Origin of the sequence: Kitasatospora sp. NPDC056327, from assembly GCF_042261735.1 — a bacterium.
Lineage (GTDB): Bacteria > Actinomycetota > Actinomycetes > Streptomycetales > Streptomycetaceae > Kitasatospora.
Genome location: NZ_JBHJRC010000120.1, coordinates 1 through 22,195, shown reverse-complemented (window position 1 = coordinate 22,195; position 22,195 = coordinate 1). Strand labels below are relative to the sequence as shown.

Here is a 22,195-nt window from a genome sequence, read left to right as displayed (position 1 = left end):
CCGAAGGCGGACGCGGCCTGGCACCTGCACGAGGCGACGAAGGACCTCGGGCTGTCCGCGTTCGTCCTCTTCTCCTCCGGCGCGGGCGTGTTCGGGAACGCGGGGCAGAGTCTCTACGGGGCGGCGAACGCCTTCCTGGACGGCCTGGCACACCGGCGCAGGGCGGAGGGGCTGCCGGCGGTGTCGCTGGCCTGGGGCCTGTGGGCGGAGGCCAGCGGTCTGACCGGCCACCTGGGCGACGCGGACCGGGCCCGGCTGGCGCGAGGCGGACTCAAGGCCCTGGCGACCGAGGAGGCGCTGGCGCTGTTCGACGCGGCCCTCGGCTCGCCCGAGGCGTTGCTGGTCCCGACCCGTCTGGACCGCGACGCCCTGCGCGCGCAGGCGGCGGCCGGTGAGCTGAACCCGCTGCTGCGCGGCCTGGTCCGCGCCCCGCGGCGCACCGCCGCCACCGGCCAGCCGGCCGACGACGCGGCGGGCTTCGCCGCTCGGCTGGCCGGGCTGCCGGAGCGCGAGCAGCACCGCGAACTGCTCGACCTGGTGCGTTCGGCCGCCGCCGCCGTCCTCGGACACCCCTCGAAGAACGCCGTCGCCGCCGCCCAGGCGTTCAAGGAGACCGGGTTCGACTCGCTCGGCGCGGTGCAGCTGCGCAACCGGCTGGCCCGGGCGACGGGTGTCCGGCTCCCGGCCACCCTGGTCTTCGACCACCCGACCCCGCTCGCGCTCGCCCGCCACCTGCGCTCCGAGCTCCTGCCGGAGCCGGCGGCCGGTCCGGGGGCGGGAACCACCGTCCCGGAGACCGCGGCGCCGGACGCCGGGCCCGTGGACGGGCCCGCCATCGCGGACCTGGACATCGACGGCCTGGTCGCCCGCGCCCTGCGAGGCCGGGGCTGACCTTCCGACCGACCCGGCCCCGGCCGACTCCGTCCACCCACCCGCGCTCACCCGCCCGCGCTCACCCACCGGCGTTCACAGACCCGCGCCCGTCCGACCGCGCTCGGCGCACCTTCAGAAAGGCTGACATGACCACCACCACCGACGGCGCGGCCGCCTCCGACCAGACGGCGAGGCTGGTCGCGGCACTGCGGGCCGCGCTCCAGGACAACGAACAACTCGCCGCCGAGAAGGCCGCGCTGGAGGCGGCGGCCGGCGAGCCGATCGCCATCGTCGGGATGGCCTGCCGCCTCCCCGGCGACGTCACCTCCCCGGCCGAGCTGTGGCAGCTGGTCGCCGACGGCCGCGACGGCGTGGCCGAGTTCCCCGAGGACCGCGGCTGGGACCTCGACGGACTGTTCGACCCGGACCCGGACCGGGCCGGCCGCTCCTACGTCCGCGAGGGCGGGTTCCTGCGCGGTGCCGCCGACTTCGACGCGGCCTTCTTCGGGATCTCCCCGCGTGAGGCGCTCGCCATGGACCCGCAGCAGCGGCTGCTGCTGGAGACCTCCTGGGAGGCCCTGGAACGGGCCGGCCTCGACCCGGCGGGCCTGCACGGCACCCCGGTCGGCGTGTTCTCCGGCGTGATGTACCACGACTACGCCACCGGGCTGCGGAGTGTGCCCGCCGGGCTCGAAGGGTTCCTCGCCACCGGCACCTCGGGGTCGGTGGCCTCGGGCCGGGTCTCCTACACGCTCGGTCTGGAGGGGCCCGCGATCACCGTCGACACGGCCTGCTCCTCCTCGCTGGTGGCCGTCCACCTGGCCGCCCAGTCGCTGCGCAGCGGTGAGTCCGCGCTGGCCCTGGCCGGCGGCGTCGCGGTGATGTCCCAGCCCTCGCCGTTCGTGGAGTTCTCCCGGCAGCGCGGTCTCGCGACCGACGGGCGGTGCAAGGCGTTCGCGGACGCCGCCGACGGCACCGGCTGGGCGGAGGGCGTGGCCGTCCTCGTCCTGGAGCGGCTGTCGGACGCCCGGCGCCTCGGGCACGAGGTGCTGGCGGTCGTCCGGGGTTCGGCGGTCAACCAGGACGGCGCGTCCAACGGCCTCACCGCCCCGAACGGCCCGGCGCAGCAGCGGGTGATCCGGGCGGCCCTCGCCAACGCCCGGCTGACGGCGGCCGACGTCGACGCCGTCGAGGGCCACGGCACCGGCACCCCGCTGGGCGACCCGATCGAGGCGCAGGCCGTGCTGGCCACCTACGGTCAGGGCCGTCCGGCCGAACAGCCGCTCTGGCTGGGCTCGTTGAAGTCCAACATCGGGCACACCCAGGCCGCCGCCGGAGTGGCCGGGGTGATCAAGATGGTGGAGGCGCTGCGGCACGGCGTACTGCCGCGCACCCTCCACGTGGATGCGCCGACCACACAGGTCGACTGGTCGGCGGGGGAGGTGCGGCTGCTGACCGAGGCCCGTCCGTGGCCGGCGGCCGACCGCCCGCGCCGGGCCGCCGTGTCCGCCTTCGGCGTGAGCGGAACCAACGCGCACGTCATCCTGGAGGAGGCGCCCGGGCCGGAGCCGAAGGAGCCGGAGGACCCGGTGGCGCTGGAGGCCGGGGCCGTCCCCTGGCTGCTCTCCGCCGCCTCGGCCGGTGCCCTGCGCGCGCAGGCGGAACGGCTGCTCGACTACGCCGACGCGCAGAGCCCGGCCCCGGCCGCCGCCGCCCGCACGCTGGCCGAGGCCCGGACCCTGCTGGCGCACCGCGCGGTGGTGGTGGCCGACGCGCTCGACGGTCACCGCGCCGGCCTGGCCGCGCTCGCCGGCGACGCGGCCTCGCCGGCCCTGGTCACCGGCACGGCGGACGTCGCCGGCCAGACCGTCTTCGTGTTCCCGGGTCAGGGTTCGCAGTGGGCGGGGATGGGGCGTCGGCTGCTCGGGGAGTCGGTGGTGTTCGCGGAGGTGCTCGGTGAGGTCGACAGGGCGTTGAAGCCGTATGTCGACTGGTCGTTGCTGGATGTGGTGAACCAGGTTCCGGGTGCTGCTTCGCTGGAGCGGGTGGACGTGGTGCAGCCGGTGTCGTTCGCGGTGAACGTGGGGCTCGCGCGCCTCTGGGCGTCGCTGGGCGTCGTTCCGGACGCGGTGGTGGGTCATTCGCAGGGGGAGATCGCGGCGGCGCACGTCGCGGGTGTCCTCTCGCTGGACGACGCGGCCGCGGTGGTGGCGCTGCGGTCGCAGGCCATCGCGCGGGGTCTGGCCGGCCGCGGCGGCATGGTCTCGGTCGGGCTTCCCCTGGCACGGGTGGCGCCCGCGCTGCCGGACGGGGTCGAGGTGGCGGCGGTCAACGGTCCGTCCTCGGTCGTCGTCGCGGGTGATCCGGCCGGGCTGGACGGTCTGGTGACGGCCTACGAGGAGCAGGGCGTGCGGGTGCGCCGGATCCCGGTGGACTACGCGTCCCACACCGCTCACGTGGAGTCGATCGAGGCCGAACTCGCGGAGCTGCTGGGTTCCGTGAAGCCGCAGTCCGCGACGGTTCCGTTCCTGTCGACGGTGGAGAACCGGTGGCTGGAGGGTCCGGAGCTGGACGCCGGGTACTGGTACCGCAACCTGCGGCGGACCGTCCGGTTCGCCGAGGCCGTCGAGACCCTCGCCGCCGCCGAGTACCGGGCGTTCGTGGAGATCAGTGCCCATCCGGTGCTGGCCCACGGCATCGTCGAGGCGCTGGAGGCGGCCTCCGTGCGCGACGCCGCCGTCACCGGCACCCTGCGGCGCGACGAGGGCGGCCGGGACCGCGTCCTGCTCTCGGCCGCCGCCCTGCACGTCCGCGGTGTGGAGGTCGACTGGTCGGCCTCCTACACGGGCGCCGAGGCCCTGCCCGCCTCCGAACTCCCGACCTACCCCTTCCAGCACCGGCACTACTGGCTTGAGTCGGTGCCCGCAACCACCACCCCCGCAGGAGACTCCCCGATGGCCACCGAGACCGAACCCGACACCACCACCGAGGAGGCGCCCGGCGCCGCCCTCGCCCGCCGGCTGGCGGAGGCCGGCTCGCAGGAGCGCGAGGCCGTGCTGGTCGACTTGGTCCGCGCCGAGGTCGCGGCCGTCCTCGGGCACGAGGGCACCGGGGAGGTCGGGCCGGACGCCGTCTTCTTCGACATCGGCTTTGTCTCGCTGACCGCCGTCGAGCTCCGCAACCGCCTGCAGAACGTCACCGGGCTCGAACTGCCCGCCCTGCTCGCCTTCGACCAGCCCACCCCGGAGCGCCTCGCCCGCCACCTCGTCGCGCTGCTCGACGAGGGCGCGTCCGGCGAGGGGACGTCCGCCGAGGGCGTGCCCGCGGAGACCGTGTCCGGCGAGCAGCAGACCGAAGGGAAGTGACCGTCGTGTTCGACACCACCGCCTACCTCAAGGCCCTCGGCCACGACGGCCCGCTCGACCCCACCGCCGACACCCTGCGCGAGCTGCACCGCCGCCACCTGATCGCGATCCCCTACGACTCCTCGCTCAACACCGGGCGCGGCGAGGCCCTGTGGGCCGGTGTGGACATCGACCTGGACGCGGTGTTCGACGCCGTGGTGCTCGGCGGCCGGGGCGGCGTCTGCTACGAGCTGAACGGGCTCTTCCTCGCCCTGCTGCGCGAACTCGGCTACGAGACGGGGCTGTTCTCGGCCGGGATCCGGCAGGTCGACGACACCTTCGGGCCGGACCTGGAGCACGTCCTCGGCTTCGTCCGGCTGGACGACGAACTGTGGCTGGTCGACGTCGGTTTCGTCGGCCCGTCCTACCTGGAGCCGCTGCGGGTGGTGTCCGGCGAGGTGCAGTCGCAGTTCGGCACCGACTTCCGCGTGGTGCCGGCGGACAGCGGCCACCACGTGGTCCAGCGCCGGGGCAGGGTGGGCGACTGGCGCGCCGTCTACCGCTTCCGGCCGGAGCCGCGCGCGTTCGCGGACTGGCTGGAGCCCTCGCCGGAGCTGGACCGGTTCGCCCGGGCGCTGGCCGGCTCCGGCATCGTGGTGCGCGGCCGGGCCTTCGAGGGCGGGCAGCGGATCCTGATCGGCACCCGGTTGGTCGTGGTCGAGGACGGCACCGAGCGGCTGCGCGGCCTCGCCGACCCGGAGGAGCACGCCCGGGTGCTCGCCGAGATCCTGCGGACGGACGGGGCCCCCGCATGAGCGTCCCCGTTCCCCCTCCCGCCGGCACCGCGCCCGGTACCGGCCCCGGCCCGGAGACCGACACCGACATCGCGATCGTCGGGTACGGGCCGGTCGGCCAGACCGCCGCCCTGCTGCTGGCCGCCCGCGGCCACCGGGTCACCGTGCTGGAACGCTTCCCCCGGCCCTACCCGATGCCGCGCGCGGTCTCCTTCGACGGCGAGTCCGCCCGCATCCTCGCCGCCACCGGGGTCGGCGCGGCCCTGGACGGGCACGTCGAGTCCTCCCGGGACTACGTCTGGCACAACGCCGACGGCGAGACCCTGTTCCGGGTGGACGTCGAGGACGCCGGCCGCTCCGGCTGGCCCGACTCCAGCGCCGTCTACCAGCCGGGCCTGGAGGCCGCACTGGCCGCCCACGGCGAGAGCCGGCCCACGCTGCGCGTGCTGCGCGGCCACCGGGTGACGGCGCTCGCCGACCGCGGCGACTCGGTCGCCCTCACGGTCGAGCGCACCGGGGGCACCGGTGCCCCGGAGGACCCCGGGGGCTTCGGTGCCCCCGGCGGCGGCACCCTCACCGCCCGCTGGGTGATCGGCTGCGACGGCGCGAACAGCGTGGTGCGCGAGGAGGCCGGGCTGACCGCCACCGACTTCGCGTTCTTCAACGACTGGCTGACCTGCGACGTCGTCCCGCACGACGGGCGGGAGTTCGCCCCCAACAACCTCCAGGTCTGCGACCCGGCCCGGCCGCGCACCGCGGTCTCCGCCGGACCGGGCCACCGGCGCTGGGAGTTCATGCGGCTGGAGCACGAGTCGCCCGAGGAGTTCGGCACCGAGGCCAACGTCTGGAAGCTGCTCTCGCTGTTCGACATCGACCCCGGCAACGCCACCCTGCTCCGGCACGCCGTCTACACCTTCCAGGCGCGCTACGCCGACCAGTGGCGGCGCGGCCGGGTGCTGATCGCCGGGGACGCCGCCCACCTGATGCCGCCGTTCGCCGGGCAGGGCATGTGCTCGGGCTTCCGGGACGCCGCCAACCTCGCCTGGAAGCTGGACCTGGTGCTCACCGGCCGGGCCGGCGAGGGGCTGCTCGACAGCTACACCGCCGAGCGGCGCGAGCACGTGCGGCACGCGCTCACCATGTCGATGGACCTCGGCCGGGTCATCTGCCAGACCGACCCGGCGGCGGCCCGCGACCGCGACACCGTGATGCTGGCCGCCCAGGAGCGCGCCCGGCGCGGCGCGCAGGTCGGCGCCGCCCGGCCGCGCACCCCGGTCCAGCCGCTCACCGCCGGGCTGCGGCACGGCGGCGGGCCGGCCGGCGACCTCGTCGTCCAGGGGCGGGTCACCGCGGCCGGGCGGCCCGCCGGGCGCTTCGACGACGTGGTGGGGCGCGGGTTCGTGCTGCTCACCACCGAGCCGCCGGAGAGCCTGCTGACCGCGGGGGAGCTGGCCTGGCTGGCGGACCTCGGCGGCCATGCGGTGCAGGTGCTCGCGGGCGGCGGCGGGGAGCCCCCGGCCGGCGCGGTGGCCGACACCGACGGCGTGTACCTGCCCTACCTGGCCGGGGCCGGGGCGGTCGCGGTGCTGGTCCGGCCGGACTTCTACGTCTACGGGGCGGCCGCCGACGGGGCGGCGCTGGCCGCGCTGTTCGCGGCGCTCCGCACCGACCTGGCGGCCTGACGGCCCGCCGTACCCGCCGTACCCGCTCGACCGGCCGTACCCGCTCGACCCGCCCCACCCGCTCGACCGGTCGAACCGACCCGCCCCGCCGGGCCCGCGCCCGCCGGCACCGCTCCTCCCGGGGCGGGCCGGCGGGCGCCGCCGTACCCGCTCCGGCCGGGTCCCCGTCCCCGGCCCGCGCCGACGGCTCACCCCGTCCCCGGCCCGCGCGCACGCTGACGGCCCGCTCCTCCTCCGCGTGGAGGAGCGGGCCGTCGGTCCGGGTGGGCGGTGCTCAGGCCGCCACGGGCGCCCGCCGGGCGGAGTGCTCCAGCAGGATCTCCGCCACGATCCGCGCCAGGTCCAGCGTCTGGCGCCCGTTCAGCCGCGGGTCACAGCCGGTCAGGTAGCGCTCCGGGAGCTGCTCCTCGCGCAGGTCCTCGCGACCGCCGAGGCACTCGGTCACGTCGTCGCCGGTCAGCTCCAGGTGCAGGCCGCCGGGGTGGCTGCCGAGCGCCCGGTGCACCGCGAAGTAGCCGGTCACCTCGGCGGCGATCCGGTCGAAGCGGCGGGTCTTCAGCCCGCCGGCCGCCGTCTCGGTGTTGCCGTGCATCGGGTCGCAGAGCCAGAGCACCGGGTGCCCGGCGTCCGCCACGGCCTCCACCAGCGGCGGCAGCACGTCGCCCACCCGGTCCGCTCCCATCCGGCTGATCAGCGTCAGCCGGCCCGGGACGCGGTCCGGGTCCAGGGCCCGTACGTAGGCGACCGCCTGCTCCGGGGTGGTGGACGGGCCCAGCTTGAGGCCCAGCGGGTTGGCGATCCCGCGGGCCAGCGCGACGTGCGCGCCGTCCAGCCCGCGGGTGCGCTCGCCGATCCACAGGAAGTGGCCGGACAGCGCGTAGCCGTCGCGGACCAGCGGCACCTCGTAGTCGAGCAGCAGGGCCTCGTGACCGGCGAACAGCTCGGTGCGGGTCGCGGCGGCCACCGAGTCCAGCACGTCCAGCGCGGCGCCCGCGCCGTCGTACGCGGTGAGCATCCGCTGCGGGTCCGGCGTGCGGGCCGCGGCCGTCGCGGCCAGGCCGTTGACGATGTCGCCCCGGTAGGAGGGCAGGCCGTCGGCGCCGACCGGGCTGGAGCGCGGCTTGGCGTACTGCCCGGCGACCCGCCCGACCGGCACCACCGGCAGGCCGGAGGCGACCTCGAACAGCGTCGCGCAGTGCAGCAGGGCGTGCAGGTTGGCGCGCACGTGCTCGGGGGTGTTGCCGGCGAAGGTCTCGGCGCAGTCCCCGCCCTGGACGACCAGGGCCCGGCCGAGCGCGGCCTCGGCCAGCCGCTCCCGCAGCCGGTCGACGGCGGCGGGCTCCACCAGGGGCGGCAGGGCGCCGAGCGCGGCGCGCACCTCGTTCACCCGCTCCTGGTCGGGCCAGTCCGGCTGCTGTCCGGCGGCCAGGCCCGCCAGGGCCCGGGCGAGGTCGGGCCCGGTGCCGTCGTGCACCGTCGGGGTGGTGGTGATCGGCGTGCTCATCGGCGTCGTCATCCCGTCTTCCTCAGGTTGGCCCACAGATCGGCGGGCAGATCCTTGCGGCGGCGTACCCCGAGCTTGCGGTAGACCCGGGTGAGGTGCTGTTCCACGGTGCTCGCCGTGACGTAGAGGCGTCCGGCGATCTCGCGGTTGGTGTAGCCGAGCACGGCGAGCGAGGCGACCCGCCGCTCGGACTCGGTGAGCGCGCCGACCCCGCCCGGCTCCCGGGCGTCGTCGTCGGCGGCCGGGCCGCTCTCGCCGAGGTCCGCCGAGACCGACAGCAGTTCCTGGGCGAGCGGCTTCAGGGCGCACATGTTCGCCACGTGCAGGGCCTGGCGCAGCAGCAGCCGCGCCCGGCGCTTGTTGCCGGTGCCCTGGTGGACCCGGCTCAGGTCGGTGAGCACCCGCACCTGCTCGTAGCGGTCGCCGGAGGCCTCGGTCAGGTCGACGGCCTCGGTGAGCAGGGGGCCGCGCCGCCCGGGCGGCCCGGCCGCGGCGAGCAGCCGCAGCGCCGGACCGCGGGTGTGCGGCAGGTCGGCGTCGGCCCGGCTGAGCTGTTCGTGGATCAGCCGCCAGGCCCGGTCCCGGTTGTCCAGCCGCAGCCAGGCGTCGGCGGCGTGGGTGCGCCAGGGCACCACCCCCGCGCCGTCCAGGCCCCAGGTGCGCAGCAGTTCGCCGCAGGACAGGAAGTCGGCGAGCGCCGCGTGGCCGTGGCGGGTCGCCAGGTAGTGGTCGCCGCGGGCGAACAGGTAGTGCAGCCCGTACAGGCTCTGGAACATCGCCTCGCCGACGGCGTGGGTGAGGTGCTTGGCCGCCGACCGGTGCTCGCCGGTCCGGCTCTCGGCGGTGATCAGGGTGCCCAGCGGCCGGCCCACCGCGATGCCCCAGGCGGTGGGGCTGAGGTGGGTCAGCGCGGCCCGGCTGTACTCGGCCGCGGTGGTCGGCTCGCCGAGCCGCAGGGCCGCCTCGGCGTGCGCCGCGGAGTACAGGGCGGTCGCGGTCGGGGCCTCGCGGCGGGTGGCGGCGGTGAGCAGCCGCCGGCTCCAGACGGCCGCGGTGTCGGCGCGTCCGGCCTGGAGCAGCACCTGCAGCGCGAGCAGCGCGGCCTCCTCGGCCCAGGCGGTGCGGCCGTGCAGGTGGGCGTCGTGCAGCACCTGCTGGGCGTGGTCGACCGCCTCGGCCGCCCGGCCCCGGGTGAGCGCCCCGGCGAGCGCCGCCGCCGCCCGCAGCTGTGGGTCGACGTCCGGGGCCACCGTGTGCCGCAGATCGGCGGGCAGCGCCGGGACGCGGCGGCCCCGGGCGAGGCCCGGGTGGGTGTAGGCGAGCCAGGTCTCGACGTCCCGCAGGGCGCCCGTCTCGGCGGGGGCGGCGGGCCCGGTCGGTCCGGTCCGGTCGCGCAGCAGGTCCAGGACGGACAGCGCCTCCTCACCGCGGCCGTGCCAGAGCAGGTGGCGGACGAGGACGAGCGCCTCGGCGAGCCCCAGCCGGCCGGCCCGGACCGCGGCGGTGAGCGGCACCAGGTGCCGGGCCGCGGCCGACGGGTTGAGCTGCCACTCGGCCTGCGCGAGCCGGTGCCGGAGCACCGCCCGGTCGTTCTCCTCGGTCGCCTCCTTGTGGGCCAGCCCCAGGCAGGCGACCGCGGTGCGGTGGCGGTGGTCGAGCAGGGCGTGCTCGGCCGCCTCGGTCAGTGCGGCGACCGCCCACGGCCCGGGCGCCCGCCCGGCCTCGACCAGGTGACGGGCCACCTCGGCGGCGGGGCTGCCCGTCTCGTGGGCGAGCTGGGCGGCGCGCAGCCGCAGTTCGGTGCGCTCGTGCGGGGCGAGGTCCTCCAGGACGGCGGTTCGGGCGGCCTCGGTGCGCAGCCGGCCCTCGCCGTCGAGCAGTCCGGCGGCGCTGAGCGTGGCGCGGATGCGGGCCACCGCGTCGGCGTTCTCGCGCTCGCCCAGCAGCCGGGCCACATCCTCGGCCGGGGCCTCCTCGCCCAGCACGGCCTGGGCCTGGACGACCCGCAGCACACCGGGGCCGGCCCGGTGCAGGCAGCTCAGCAGAGCCGGACCGTAGCGCGGTTCGGGCTCGTCGGTCCGGTCGAGGTGCTCCTCGACGAGGGCGTGCAGCAGCAGCGGGTTGCCGCCGGCCACGTCGACCAGGCCGGGGCCGCGGTGCCGGGCGTCCTCCTCGCCCAGGCCCTCGGTGACCAGGCGCAGCGCGCCGGCCCGGGAGAGCGGGGCCAGGGCGAGGCGGTGCACGTGCGGGTGGCGCAGCAGTTCGGCGTGCAGCCGGCGGCGCGCGGGCCACGGGCTGCTGCCGTCGGTGAGCACCAGCAGCACCCGGCTCTGCGGCAGGTGCCGCACCAGGTGGCGCAGGAAGTGCAGGGACGCCTCGTCGGCGTGACCGATGTCCTCGACGCAGAGCAGCACCGGGGTGTCGGCGGAGGCCGCGAGCAGGGCGGTGGTCAGGTCGCGGCAGGCGCGCAGCAGTCCGGGCGGGGGCGGCCCGGCCGGGTCGGCCGCCGCCGTGCCGCCGGTGAGGGCGGCGTCGGCGAGAACGGCCGGGTCGGCCAGCTCGGCCAGCCGGGCGGCGTGCCCGGCGGGCCAGCCGGGGGAGCGGGCGATCCGGTCGGCGACGCCGAAGGGCAGGTCCCGCTCCTGGGCGGAACAGCCCGCGCCCACGACCAGGACTCCGCGCTCGGCGGCACGGGCGGCGAACACCCGCAGCAGCTCGCTCTTGCCGCTGCCGAGGGGTCCGTCGACCAGGGCCGCCCGGCCCGCGCGGCCGAGACATTCGGCGAGCAGGTGGTCGAGTCTGTCGATGTGCGCGTCACGTTCCAGCAGGGAAGGCACCGGGTACCCCCGACCTCATCTCTTGTAGGCGTCCGGCCGCCGGTTTCCGGCGGCTCCCCGGGGCGGTGGCGACGGCCACCCGCTCCCGGTCGGACCCATCATGGGGACACCCCGCCCATCGCCCGGGAACTGACCGCCCACGGCCGGGCCACTGCCGCCGCGGCCGCCGGACGGGGGCGGCGAATTGTCGCGGAGATCACCGGAGGGGGTTGTCCACCGGTATGCCCGGTCAGAATTGACGTGATGTCAATGGAAGGCCCGGGCAGTCCTGATGTACCATCGGGCACATTCTTCCGAATGGCATTGTCCGGATAAACCGGGAGTCGAGGGGGCAGGGGTGCGATTCAATGTTCTGGGGCCGCTTGAAGTGCTCTCCGACGGCACTGACGTGCCCATTCGCGGCCTGCAGCAGAGGGCTCTGCTCGGTGTTCTCCTGCTCCGCGCGAATAGCGTGGTGGGCATCAACGAGATAGTCGCCGCACTCTGGGGCGATGATCGTCCGTCCACGGCGCGGAAAATGGTGCAGAACTCGGTGGCCGGTCTGCGCCGCGCATTCCAGGCGGTCGGGGGACCGGTGGACAGGAAAGTCGCGCTCATTACCACTGTGCCCGGATACATGCTCAGAATCGAGCCGGAACAGCTCGATCTCACGGAATTTCACGAGCTTGTCACATTGGGCCGCGCCCGGCTGGCGGCCGGCGACTGGACCCGGGCCTCCGAACTGCTGCGCCGCGCGCTCGCCCTGTGGCGCGGCCCGGTACTCGCCGACGTGACCGACGCCGGGCTCACCTGGCCCGAGCTGGCAGCCCTCCAGGGCACCCGGCTCGCCGTCCACGAGGACTGCATCCAGGCCGAGTTGGCGATGGGCCGGGACCGCGAGCTGATCGGTGAGCTGGAGTCGCTGCTGGAGGCCGAACCGACCCGGGAACGGCTGGTCGCCCAGCTGATGGTGGTCCTCTACAACTGCGGGCGCCAGCCCGAGGCCCTGGACCGCTACCGGCGCACCCGGGACCTCCTCGCCGACCGCTTCGGCCTGGAGCCCGGCCGCGACCTGCGGCGCCTCCAGCGCGCCATCCTCAGCCACGACCCGGCCCTGGCGCTGCGGCTCACCGCCACCCCGGGCGCCACCCCCGGCGAACCCGCGCTCCGCGCCGAACCCCGGGCCGCGGCCGCCGTCGCGCATCCGCCGCGCCCCCGGCCGGCGGCACCCGCCGCACCGGCCCCGGCCGCCCCGGCCGCGCCGCGCGCCGAGGACGGCACCGCCCACCCCGCCGGGACCCTCACCCGGCCGGGCACCGGCGGCCCGGCCGCCGAGCACACCTACCGGCCGTCCTGGGAACGGGTCGAACGGCGCCCGGCCAGCGTCGTCATGGTCCGCGCCCGGTGGACGGCCGACGGCGCCGCCCTCGCCCCCGAGCACGTCGACCACGCGATCAAGGAGCTGACCGCCGACATCCGGCGGGAGACCGAGCCCTTCGGCGGTCTGGTGCGCCGCGCCTTCGGCTCGGTGTGGCTGGTCGTCTTCGGCGTCCCCAGGGCCCACGAGGACGACGCCGAGCGGGCCCTGCGCGCCGCCCTCGCGCTGCGCCGCCACTTCGCGCGGCCCGCGCCCGCCACCGGCGGCGCCCGGCCGGTCACCCACCTCGTGGTCGGCAGCGGCGAGGTGGTGGTCACCTACGACGACAGCGCGCCCGAGCCCGTGGAGGTCACCGGCGAGGTCCTGGACACCTGCCACCACCTGCTGCTGAAGGTCCCGCGGGGGGAGCTGTGGGCGGCCGACACCACCGTCGGGGCCGGCGGCGCGGGACTCGGCTTCGCCCCCGTGGACGGCGTCCCCGGCGTCCACCGCCCGGAGGCCGAGCGCGCCGACCGCCCCGGGGTGCCGGGGCAGCCCGCCGAACCGCCGTTCCTGGAACGCACCCACGAGCTGAACCTGCTGCACGGCGCCTACCAGGACACCGTCCGCCGCCAGCTGCCGCACCTGGTCACGGTGCTCGGCGAGCCCGGCATCGGCAAGACCAGGCTCGTCGGGGAGTTCGCCGCCGCGCTGCGCGACGGCCCCGGGCAGCCGGCGCCGCGGATCCTGCACGCCGGCACCCCCGCCTTCGACGCCCACACCCCCTACGAGCCGCTGGCCGGCGTCGTCCGCGCCTACGCGGGCATCCGCCCCGGCGCCCCGGCCGCCGTCGTGCTGCCCGCGCTGACCGGCGTCGTGCGCGGGCTCTTCCCGCACGCCGCGACCGGACGGATCGTCACCGCGCTCGCGGCCTGCCTCGGCCTGCCCGCCCCCGCGGCCTCGGCCGAGGGACCGGCCGGCGGCGCCGTCCCCCGCGAGGAGGTGCTCGGCGCGCTGCGGCAGTTCATCGAGGAGGCCGCCGCCGACCGCCCGCTGGTGCTGGTGCTGGACGACCTCCACCGCGCCGCCGGCTTCGTCCGCTCCTTCGTCGAGGACCTCACCGTCCGGCTCGGCCCGGTCGCCCTGCTGCTCGTCGCCGGCGCCCGCTCCGAACTGCTCCACGCCAACCCCTCGTGGGGCTGCGCCAAACGCCGCTCGGTCCTGCTGCACGTGACACCGCTCTCCACGGCGGCCACCGCCACCGTGATCGGCGCCGCCTCCGGCCGCCGCCGCCCGACACCCGCCGACGACCGGCGCGCGGCCCTCGCCGACGGCAACCCGATGTTCGCCCAGGCCTACGCCCGGGCGGCGGACGTCGGCACCGACCCGGCCGCCGCCCACCCGCCGGCCGTCCTCGCCGTCGCCGCCGCCCAGCTCGACGGCCTCGACCGCACCGCCCGCTCGGTGCTGCGGGACGCCGCCGTCGTCGGCGGCACGCTCTGGCGCGGCGCGGTCGCCGCCGTCAGCCTGCGCGACACCGAGGAGGTCGGCCGCACCCTGGAGGGCCTGGAGTCGCGGGAGCTGCTGCGCCGGGTCCGCCGCAGCGGCGTCCCCGGTGACGTCGAGTACGTCTTCCGGTACGCCGTCAGCCGCGACGTCGCGCTCGCCCAGCTGCCCGGCCGCGTCCTGGTCGAACGCCACCTGCGGGCCGCCGCCTGGACGGCCCTGCTGGACGTGCCCAGGCCCGGCCTGCTCGCCTTCCACTACGACCGGGCGATCGTGCTCGCCGAGGCCGACGGCACCCCGGTGGAGGCGATGGAGCGCCGGGCCTGGGAGGCCCTGGTGGGCGCGTCCGCCCGGGCCGCCGCCGCGGGCGACGACGCGCTCGCGGTCAGCTGCCTCGACCACGCCCTCGACCGCTGTCCGCCCGGCGAACCCGAGCGGGTCTGGCTGGTCACCCACCACCGCCGGATCAGGGACAGCCTCGCCGCCCGCGCCCATCGCCGCCGCCCGGCCGTTACGAGCTGATCCCGGCGGGGACCGGCAGCGTCAGGGCGAGATCCCGCACGCGCTCCAGCGAGCGGATCTTCTCGTCCACGTCGGTGACGTTGTTGGTCACCATCAGCTCGTCCGCGCCGGTGCGCTCCAGGAGGTCCGCCAGCGCGCGGCGGACCTCCCCGGCGTCACCGACCGCCTGGGTGCTGAGCAGCGCGTCGGCGGCGGCCCGCTCGGCCTCCGTCCACGGGTGCGCCGCGGCCTCCTCGACGGTGGGCAGCGGCGCGATCGGCGAGGCGCCCTTCAGCCGCAGCACCGGGAACAGCGCCGGCGCCGCCAGCCGGCGGGCCTGCTCGGAGGTCTCCCCGCAGACCGTGTACGCGGTGACGATCGCGTGCGGCCGGTCGGCCCGGGCCGAGGGCCGGAAGCTCTCCCGGTACGCCCGCAGCGCCTCCTCGGTGCCGCGCGAGTTGAAGAAGTGGTGGGCGAACGCGTACGGCAGGCCGCGTCGGCCCGCGTCCACCGCGCTGCGCACGCTGGCGCCCAGCAGCCACGGCCGGGGCGGCTGCGGCGGCTCCGGCAGGGCCTCCAGCCGCTGGTAGACGTGCCCGTCCGGGAAACCGCCGTCGACGAAGGCCAGCAGCTCCTCCAGGGCCGCCGGGAAGTCCTCGTCGGGCGCCCGGCGCAGCGCGTGGGAGAGCACCGGGTCCGCCCCGGAGCGGCCGATGCCCAGGTCCACCCGGCCGGGGAACAGCGCGGCCAGCGTCCGGAACGACTCCGCGACGGCGTACGGCGGGTGGTTGGGCAGGATCACCCCGCCCGCGCCGATCCGGATCCGGGTGGTCCGCTCGCCGAGGGCGGCCAGCAGGACGGCCGGGACGGAGCCGGCTATCCCGCGCGAGTTGTGGTGCTCGGCCACCCAGAACCGGGTGTAGCCCAGCTCGTCGGCGGCCGCCACCAACCGGCGGGTGCCGACCAGGGTGTCGGCCGGGCGGCCGGCGGAGTCGACGGAGGAGATGTCGAGGACGGACAGCGGGACGGTCGGGGAACTGCTGGTCATGCCGGGGTGCTCCTTACTCGGGGTGTCACGCGTACCAGGTGGGGCGGGGAACTTCGCCGTGCAGGAGGTGGCGCCCCACCACCCGGGCACGGCCCGGGTCGTCCTCGTGCACCCGCCGGGCCCGGGTGTCCCGCCAGGGGCGGTCCAGCCCGGCCGCCGCCTCGGCGCCGCCGGGGCCGGCCGCGCCGAGCACACCGGCGGTGACCGCGTCGGCCGCCGCGCCGGCCTGCGCGGCCAGCGCCGCGACCCGGACGGCGTGCCGGCCGCGCTCCTCGCCGGTCACCGTGCGGCGCCGGGCGTGCAGGGCGTCCGCCTCCGCGCCGACGGCGTCGGCGAACGCCTCCACCGCCCACAGCGCCGAGGCGAGCACGCCGTAGTGCCGGGCGGCGTCCGCGGCGGCGGCCTCGGTCAGCGGCGCCTTCGACCACTGCTCCCGGGTGTGCTCCGCGGCGGCGTCCAGCGCGCCCCGGGCCGCGCCGATCAGCGCGTTGGCCTGGGCGAGCTGGAAGGCGGGCGTGAGGAAGGTGTTGTAGACCCGGGGCACGAAGGTCTTGCCGACGTGGCCGAGCGCCCCGGTCCACGGGATGTCGGCGCCGTCGGCGACCACGGTCCCGGCGGCCAGCGACCGCAGCCCGAACTCCTCGGCGCCGGGCTCGAAGGACAGCCCCACGTGGTCGCTCATCGCGAGCGCGCTGATCGGGGTGTCGCCGTCCTCCAGGAAGCCCTCCAGGATGGTGATGTCCGACACCGGGTGGCCCAGGGCGCGTTCCAGCCGCCCGTGGAACACCATGTCGCCGCCCGCGTCCTGGATCACCAGCGGCGCCGAGCGGGGCTTCGCGGACCCGCTGAAGAACCACCGGGCCCGGGCCGACACCTCGCCGATGTGCTGGATCTTCTCCTCGGTGCCGATGAACTCGGCGACCGACACCCACACGTAGTGGTGGGCCAGCAGCTCGCCCACCGAGGCGTCGGCCGCCGCGACGGTGCGCACCACCCGGAACGCGGTCGACCAGTTCTGGCCGCCCCCGCCGTACTCGACCGGACCCAGCAGGGTCACCAGCCCGGTCTCCTTCAGCAGCCGGATCTCCCGCACCGGGGCCGCGCCCTCGCGGTCGCGCCGCGCCGCGCCGGGCGCCAGCTGCGCGGCCACCGCCTCGGCCCGCCGCAGCCACACCTCGGCGTCCTCGGGGCGGCCGTCTGTCGTCGTGTCGGTCATGTCTCCCACTCGGTGACGTGCCCGCCGCCGCTCCCGGCGACGAGCTCGGTGTCCTGCTCCGTGCGCTGCGCCCCGGACCCGCCGGGGTTTTCCGCAGGCTCCCTGCGCTCCGCCCCGCCGCCGCTCCCGTCCGCGCCGGGCAGCCGCAGCACGGCGTCCAGCAGGGCCCGGGTGTACGGGTGGGCGGGGGCCTCGAAGATCCGCTCGGTGTCGCCCTCCTCGACGACGGACCCGCCGCGCATGATCAGCACCCGCTCCGCGACCTGCCGCACCACGGCCAGGTCGTGGGTGATGAACAGCAGGGCGATGCCGCTCTCGCGCCGCAGCCGGTCCAGCAGCTCCAGCACCTGCGCCTGCACCGACACGTCCAGCGCCGACACCGGCTCGTCGCAGACCAGCACCTGCGGACGGCCCGCCAGCGCCCGGGCGATGGCCACCCGCTGGCGCTGCCCGCCGGACAGCTGGTGCGGCCGGCGGGGGAGCAGCTCGGCGGGCAGCCCGACCTGGTCGAGCAGGTCCGCGCAGCGCTTCGCCCGCTCGGCCCGCCGGAGTCCCGGCAGCGCCTCGCCGATGATCCTCGCCACGGTGAACCGCGGGTCCGCCGAGGCGTACGGGTCCTGCTGGACGAACTGGATCGCCGAGCGGGCGCCCCGGCGCCGCCGTTCCGGCAGCGCGGACCAGGGCCGCCCGTGCAGCAGCACCTCGCCGGCGTCCGGCCGGCTCAGGCCCATCGCGACCCGCGCGAGCGTGGTCTTGCCCGAGCCGGACTCGCCGACCACGCCCAGCGCCTCGCCCGCCCGCAGGGTGAAGGCGACCTCGTCCAGCGCCCGGGGCCCGCCCGGGACGAAGGACTTCACCAGACCCCGGCCGGCCAGCACCGGCACCCCGCCGTCCGGGTCCCCGCCGCCGGGGCCGGGCGCGGGCCGGGGCGCCCGGATCACCGGCCGGCCCGAGGGCACCGCGTCCAGCAGCATCCGGGTGTACGGGTGCTCCGGGGCGGACAGCACCCGGCCGGCCGGCCCGCTCTCCACCACCTCGCCCTGCCGCAGCACCAGCACCCGGTCCGCCAGCTGCGCCACCACCGCCAGGTCGTGGCTGACCAGCAGCAGGCCCCGGCCCTCGTCCTTGAGCCGGCCGAGCAGTGCCAGGATCTGCGCCTGGACGATCGCGTCCAGGGCGGTCGTCGGCTCGTCGGCGATCAGCAGCGGGGCGTCGGCGGCCAGCGCCGAGGCGATCAGCGCCCGCTGGCGCAGCCCGCCGGAGAGCTGGTGCGGGTACTGGGTGCGCCGGGCCTCCGGCTCCGGCACGCCGACCGCCGTGAGCAGCTCCACCACCCGCGCGGCGGTGTCCGGACCGGCGGTGCCGCCCAGGCGGGCCGCCTCGGCGATCTCGGCGCCGACCGTGCGCAGCGGGTCCAGCGCGGTCAGCGCGTCCTGGAAGACCATGGCGATCCGGCGGCCGCGCACCGTGCGCCACTGCCGTTCGCCGAAGCCGGCGGCGTCCGCCCCGGCCACCTCCAGGGTCCGCGCGGCGACCCGCGCCCGGGCGCCCGCCAGCCCGATCAGGGAGCGCGAGGTGACGGACTTGCCCGAGCCGGACTCGCCGACCAGCGCCACGCACTCGCCGGGGCCGATCGCCAGCGACACCCCGTCCACGGCGGGCCGCGGCGCGCCGGGGAACGACACCCGCAGCCCCTCCACCCGGACCAGCGCGTCCGCCGCGGGCTCCGCCGCCGGCGTCGCCGTCCGTGCCGTCGTCGTCCTTGCCGTCGTCGTCCTTGCCGTCGTCATCGCACCGCCCTCAGCTGCAGCGAACGGCCGATCAGCGTGGTGCAGACCACCACGACCGAGACGGCCAGGCCCGGCGCGATCGAGATCCACCAGGCCGTCTGGAGGAAGTCCTTGCCGTCGGCGACCATCGAGCCCCAGTCCGCGTCCGGCGGGACGGGGCCCAGGCCGAGCACGCTCAGCCCGGAGCCCGAGATGATGGCCGAGCCCAGCCCGATGGAGGCCAGCACCACCAGCGGCCCGCCGACGTTCGGCAGCACGTGCCGCAGCACCGACCGCCAGGCCGGCACCCCCAGCACCCGGGCCGCCTCCACGTACTCCGAGCGCAGCACCAGCCGTGCCTGGCCGCGCACCAGCCGGGCGTAGTTGGGCACCCCGGCGATGCCGATGGCGATCGCCACGTTGACCGTGCCGCCGCCCAGGAGCGCCACCACGAGCAGCGCCAGCAGCAGTTCGGGGAAGCCCAGCAGCACGTCCACCACCCGCATCAGGGCGAAGTCGACGCGCTGCCCGCCGCACCCGGCGACCAGGCCGAGCAGGGCGCCGCCGCCCACGCCGATCAGCGTCGCGCCGACCGCGATCAGCAGCGACAGCCGGGTGCCGTGCACCAGCCGCGACCAGACGTCCCGGCCGAGCTGGTCGGTGCCCAGCCAGTGGCCGGCACCGGGCGGGCGCAGCGCCGAGGCGACGTCCGTCGCCTCGGGCGCGTGGGTGGCGAACAGCCCGGGGTAGGCCAGTACCAGGACCACCGCGGCCAGCAGGACGAGCGGCGCCAGCCGGGCCGGCGAGCGCAGCAGCCCGCCCCGGCGGGCGGCGGACGCGGCCGGACGGTCGAGCAGCGCGGTCACCGTGCTCATGCCGCACCCCCCTCGCGCAGCCGGGGGTCGATCAGCGGGTGGAGCACGTCCACCAGCGTGTTGATGACCACGAACGCCGCGCTGGAGATGACCACCAGGGCGCTCACCACCGGCAGGTCGCGCGAGCCGACCGCGTTGGCCAGCACCCGGCCCAGACCGGGCCGGGTGAAGATGTTCTCCACCAGTACCGCGCCGCCGAACAGGCTGCCCAGCACGAAGCCGGCCAGCGTGGTCAGCGGCAGCAGCGCGTGCCGCAGGGTGTGCCGCAGCAGCACCGCCGTCGCGCCCAGCCCGCGGGAACGCGCGGTCAGCACGAACGGGCGGCCGTCGGCGCTCTCCAGCTCCTGGCGGATCACCTGGGCGAGCACCCCGGCCAGCGGCAGCGCCAGGGCCAGCGTCGGCAGCACCAGCGCGGCCGGCCCGTCCGCCCCGATCGAGGGCAGCGCGTGCAGCCGGTAGGAGAACACGGTCAGCAGGATGATGCCCAGCCAGAACGAGGGCATCGACACCATCAGCAGCTCGGCCACGCCGGCCGCGCCGCGCACCGCCCGGCCCCGGCCGGCCGTCAGGGTGGCCGCGAGCACCGCCAGCACCAGCGCGGTGACCAGCGCGGACACCGCCAGCTCGACGGTCGGCCCGAGCTGGCTGCCGAGCAGCCGCTCGATCGGCTCGTTGAGCTGGTAGGACCAGCCGAGGCCGCCGCTCGCCAACTGGGCGAGCTGGCGGCCGTACTGGACGAGCAGGGGATCGTCGAGGCCGTTCTCGGCGATCACCTGCTCGCGCAGCGCCGGGGTGGCGGTGGCGCCCGGCCCGATCAGTCCGTCCACGATGTCGCCGGGGGCGAGGTGGAGGGCGAAGAACGTCACCGTGAGCGTTCCCCACACCACCACCAGCCCCGCCGCGAGCCGCCGGGCGACGAACCTGGCCCAGGGCGGCACGTGCCGTCGCGGCATCTGCCGGGCGCGGTCCGACACCTCAGGCCACCCCGATGCCGTAGAAGTCGGTGTTGGCGTCGACGTCCAGGGCCAGCCCGTTCACCTTGCCGTGCCGGGCGACGTCCATGGTGGCGATGTAGGCCGGGAAGGAGTACGCCTGCTCGACGATCTTCCGCTGCACCTTGCGGTACAGCTCGAAGCGCTGCGCGGCGTCCACGGTCGCCTCCGCCTGGTCGAGCCAGCCGTCGATCTCGGCGTCCTTGACCCGGCTGCCGTTCGCCCCGCCGCCCCCGAACTGGGACTTGGAGTGGTAGAGGCTCCCCAGCAGGCTCGGGTCGGAGCCCTGCCAGGCGAACGCGAACACGTCGTACTCGCCCTTGCCGGTGCGCCCGATGGAGCCGGCCGAGTCCAGCGGCACCAGCTTCAGCTCGATGCCGACCTGCTTCAGCGCGTCCTGGACGCCGACGTCGAAGGTGTGGTTCTGGGCGGAGACGAAGGTCTGCACGTACGGCTGCTCGGCGGTGAAGCGCTTGCCGTCCTTGGTCCGGTAGCCCTCGGAGTCCCGGCCGGTCCAGCCGGCCTCGTCCAGCAGCCGCTCCGCCTTCTCCTTGCTGAACTCCCAGGCCGGCTTGGCGAACGACGGCTCGGCGCCGGGCGTGGAGGGTGCGAGCGGCCCCCAGGCCTGCTCGTACTCGCCCTGGAAGATGCCCTTGACGATGCCCGCGAAGTCGATGGCGTGCCGGACGGCCTGCCGGGCGCGCGGGTCGTCGAACGGCGCGCGGGCGGTGTTCAGGTAGTAGGTGTAGGGCACGCCCGGGACGGCCTTGCGGACCACCTGGACGCCGTTCTGGCCGCGCAGGCCCGCCAGCCGGTTGGCCGGGATCAGCTCGGCGGCGTCGACCTGACCGGACGTCAGCGCGCCGACCCGGGAGGCGTCCTCCTTCAGCAGCAGGACGACGATGCTCTCCAGCTTCGCCTGCCCCTGGTGGGCGGCGGTGGGCGGGGCCCAGTTGTAGTCCGGACGGCGCTTGAACACCGCCTGCTGGCCCGGCGTCACCGACTCGAAGGTGAACGGCCCGGTGCCGACCACGAACGCGCCGCCGGAGGAGAGGTCGCCCGCGTGGTCGCGCAGCGAGGCCGGGGAGTGGAAGCCGAGGAAGGTGCTGCCCGCGGCGTTGAGGAACGACGCGTGAGGGGCCGTCAGGTGCACGGCCACCGTGCGCGGGTCGACCACCTCGGTGTCCTTGTAGGGGCCGAGCAGGCCGGCCGCCCGCTTGGACGCCGTCTTCGCCGCCGTGACGTGGTCGAAGTTGGCCTTCACCGCCGCCGCGTCGAAGGGCGTGCCGTCGCTGAAGGTGACGCCGGTGCGCAGGGTGAAGGTGTAGGTGAGGCCGTCGGGCGAGACGGTCCACGACTCGGCCAGCCACGGCTTGACCGCCCCGTCCGGCGCGATCGCGACCAGCGACTCCAGGACCGGCCGCAGCAGCCGTCCGGTGACGGCGGTGGACGCGGCGTGCGGGTCCCAGCTGTCGGGCTCGACGGCGGCGCCGTAGCGCAGGGTGCCGCCGCTGCCGCTCTTCGCGGAGGGCGGGGCGGAGGAGTCGGAGCAGCCGGTGAGGGCGGTGGCGCCGAGGACGGTGGCGGCGGTCAGGGCGACCGGGAGACGGAGGAAACGTCGTCTGGTGTACATGGGTTCTTTCTCGATCCTGCGCGAGGCGGGGAAGCGGTGGGCGGCGTCGTGCCCGCCCGTTCCGCGGGGGAGGCACTGACGGCCCCGGCCGCGGACGATGCGACGAGTCTGCTGGCTCCGTCCGGATCCGACCCCCCTGACCGTCCCCCTATGCGGGCCCTTTTCCGGGGCCCGCAGGTTTCGCGGCGGGACGCTCGCGGGTGTGCTCGGCTGTCCTGGCGAACGGCCCCGGCGGAGGTGCGCCGCCGGGGCGGTGCGGCCGTCCCGGGGGGCATCCCGGGACCC

Annotated in this window: 12 protein-coding genes and 1 pseudogene; 5 read left to right on the top strand and 8 right to left on the bottom strand. The window is 76.5% G+C overall.

Translation table 11 applies throughout. From position 1 onward, the window contains the following. The 4 genes and pseudogenes from ACFCX4_RS19085 to ACFCX4_RS19070 form a co-directional block, all read left to right on the top strand. A partial coding sequence (locus tag ACFCX4_RS19085; protein WP_376143850.1) for a beta-ketoacyl reductase occupies window positions 1-891 on the top strand: 891 nt, incomplete at its 5' end. A gap of 173 nt (window positions 892-1,064) precedes the next feature. Next, window positions 1,065-4,238 (top strand): annotated as a pseudogene (locus ACFCX4_RS19080) (type I polyketide synthase); the annotation flags it as partial. 5 nt (window positions 4,239-4,243) lie between these two features. Further along, window positions 4,244-5,032, top strand: coding sequence for an arylamine N-acetyltransferase (locus tag ACFCX4_RS19075; RefSeq protein ID WP_376143849.1), 789 nt, complete (start codon window positions 4,244-4,246; stop codon window positions 5,030-5,032). Then, window positions 5,029-6,693 (top strand): bifunctional 3-(3-hydroxy-phenyl)propionate/3-hydroxycinnamic acid hydroxylase, encoded by a 1,665-nt coding sequence (locus ACFCX4_RS19070; protein WP_376143847.1) that lies wholly within the window; start codon window positions 5,029-5,031, stop codon window positions 6,691-6,693. Before ACFCX4_RS19075 ends, ACFCX4_RS19070 begins: the two co-directional genes overlap by 4 nt. Before the next feature lie 274 nt (window positions 6,694-6,967). Here the strand turns inward: ACFCX4_RS19070 and ACFCX4_RS19065 are convergent, their stop codons facing one another. Both ACFCX4_RS19065 and ACFCX4_RS19060 read right to left on the bottom strand, forming a co-directional pair. Continuing rightward, on the bottom strand, window positions 6,968-8,209 hold the full coding sequence (locus tag ACFCX4_RS19065) for a 3-deoxy-7-phosphoheptulonate synthase (protein ID WP_376143845.1): 1,242 nt from the start codon (window positions 8,207-8,209) through the stop codon (window positions 6,968-6,970). Further along, on the bottom strand, window positions 8,206-11,034 hold the full coding sequence (locus tag ACFCX4_RS19060) for an AAA family ATPase (RefSeq protein ID WP_376143844.1): 2,829 nt from the start codon (window positions 11,032-11,034) through the stop codon (window positions 8,206-8,208). Before ACFCX4_RS19060 ends, ACFCX4_RS19065 begins: the two co-directional genes overlap by 4 nt. A gap of 616 nt (window positions 11,035-11,650) precedes the next feature. On the opposite strand from ACFCX4_RS19060, the gene ACFCX4_RS19055 reads away from it, so the two are divergent. Further along, window positions 11,651-14,398 carry a BTAD domain-containing putative transcriptional regulator gene (locus tag ACFCX4_RS19055; protein ID WP_376143842.1) on the top strand — a complete coding sequence of 916 codons (2,748 nt, stop codon included), beginning with the start codon at window positions 11,651-11,653 and terminating at the stop codon, window positions 14,396-14,398. Here ACFCX4_RS19055 and ACFCX4_RS19050 read toward each other — a convergent pair. The 6 genes from ACFCX4_RS19050 to ACFCX4_RS19025 are packed head-to-tail and all read right to left on the bottom strand — an operon-like array spanning window position 14,388 to window position 21,910. Continuing rightward, window positions 14,388-15,425: an LLM class flavin-dependent oxidoreductase gene (locus ACFCX4_RS19050; protein ID WP_376143840.1), complete on the bottom strand. Its 1,038-nt coding sequence runs from the start codon at window positions 15,423-15,425 to the stop codon at window positions 14,388-14,390. The two genes, ACFCX4_RS19055 and ACFCX4_RS19050, sit on opposite strands and share 11 nt — an antisense overlap. 25 nt (window positions 15,426-15,450) lie before the next feature. Next, the gene (locus ACFCX4_RS19045) at window positions 15,451-16,641 is read right to left on the bottom strand and encodes an acyl-CoA dehydrogenase family protein (RefSeq protein WP_376143838.1); all 1,191 of its coding nucleotides are present in this window, start codon (window positions 16,639-16,641) and stop codon (window positions 15,451-15,453) included. Then, entirely contained in the window at window positions 16,638-18,431 is a 1,794-nt protein-coding gene (locus tag ACFCX4_RS19040; protein WP_376143836.1) for a dipeptide ABC transporter ATP-binding protein, read from the bottom strand. The genes ACFCX4_RS19045 and ACFCX4_RS19040 overlap by 4 nt, the downstream gene beginning before the upstream one ends. Next, window positions 18,428-19,285: an ABC transporter permease gene (locus ACFCX4_RS19035; protein ID WP_376143834.1), complete on the bottom strand. Its 858-nt coding sequence runs from the start codon at window positions 19,283-19,285 to the stop codon at window positions 18,428-18,430. The genes ACFCX4_RS19040 and ACFCX4_RS19035 overlap by 4 nt, the downstream gene beginning before the upstream one ends. Continuing rightward, a complete protein-coding gene (locus ACFCX4_RS19030; protein WP_376143832.1) occupies window positions 19,282-20,259 on the bottom strand; it encodes an ABC transporter permease in 978 nt (325 codons plus the stop codon). Before ACFCX4_RS19030 ends, ACFCX4_RS19035 begins: the two co-directional genes overlap by 4 nt. Before the next feature lies 1 nt (window position 20,260). After that, window positions 20,261-21,910, bottom strand: a complete 1,650-nt coding sequence (locus tag ACFCX4_RS19025; protein WP_376143830.1) for an ABC transporter substrate-binding protein — start codon at window positions 21,908-21,910, stop codon at window positions 20,261-20,263. Window positions 21,911-22,195: the final 285 nt, after the last annotated feature.

Excerpts from the sequence above, each read along its gene's own strand:
- ACFCX4_RS19025 (WP_376143830.1), bottom strand. The coding sequence starts at position 21,910 with ATGTACACCAGACGACGTTTCCTCCGTCTCCCGGTCGCCCTGACCGCC.
- ACFCX4_RS19055 (WP_376143842.1), top strand. The coding sequence starts at position 11,651 with ATGCTCAGAATCGAGCCGGAACAGCTCGATCTCACGGAATTTCACGAG.
- ACFCX4_RS19050 (WP_376143840.1), bottom strand. The coding sequence starts at position 15,425 with ATGACCAGCAGTTCCCCGACCGTCCCGCTGTCCGTCCTCGACATCTCC.
- ACFCX4_RS19070 (WP_376143847.1), top strand. The coding sequence starts at position 5,029 with ATGAGCGTCCCCGTTCCCCCTCCCGCCGGCACCGCGCCCGGTACCGGC.
- ACFCX4_RS19035 (WP_376143834.1), bottom strand. The coding sequence starts at position 19,285 with ATGAGCACGGTGACCGCGCTGCTCGACCGTCCGGCCGCGTCCGCCGCC.
- ACFCX4_RS19045 (WP_376143838.1), bottom strand. The coding sequence starts at position 16,641 with ATGACCGACACGACGACAGACGGCCGCCCCGAGGACGCCGAGGTGTGG.
- ACFCX4_RS19040 (WP_376143836.1), bottom strand. The coding sequence starts at position 18,431 with ATGACGACGGCAAGGACGACGACGGCAAGGACGACGACGGCACGGACG.
- ACFCX4_RS19065 (WP_376143845.1), bottom strand. The coding sequence starts at position 8,209 with ATGACGACGCCGATGAGCACGCCGATCACCACCACCCCGACGGTGCAC.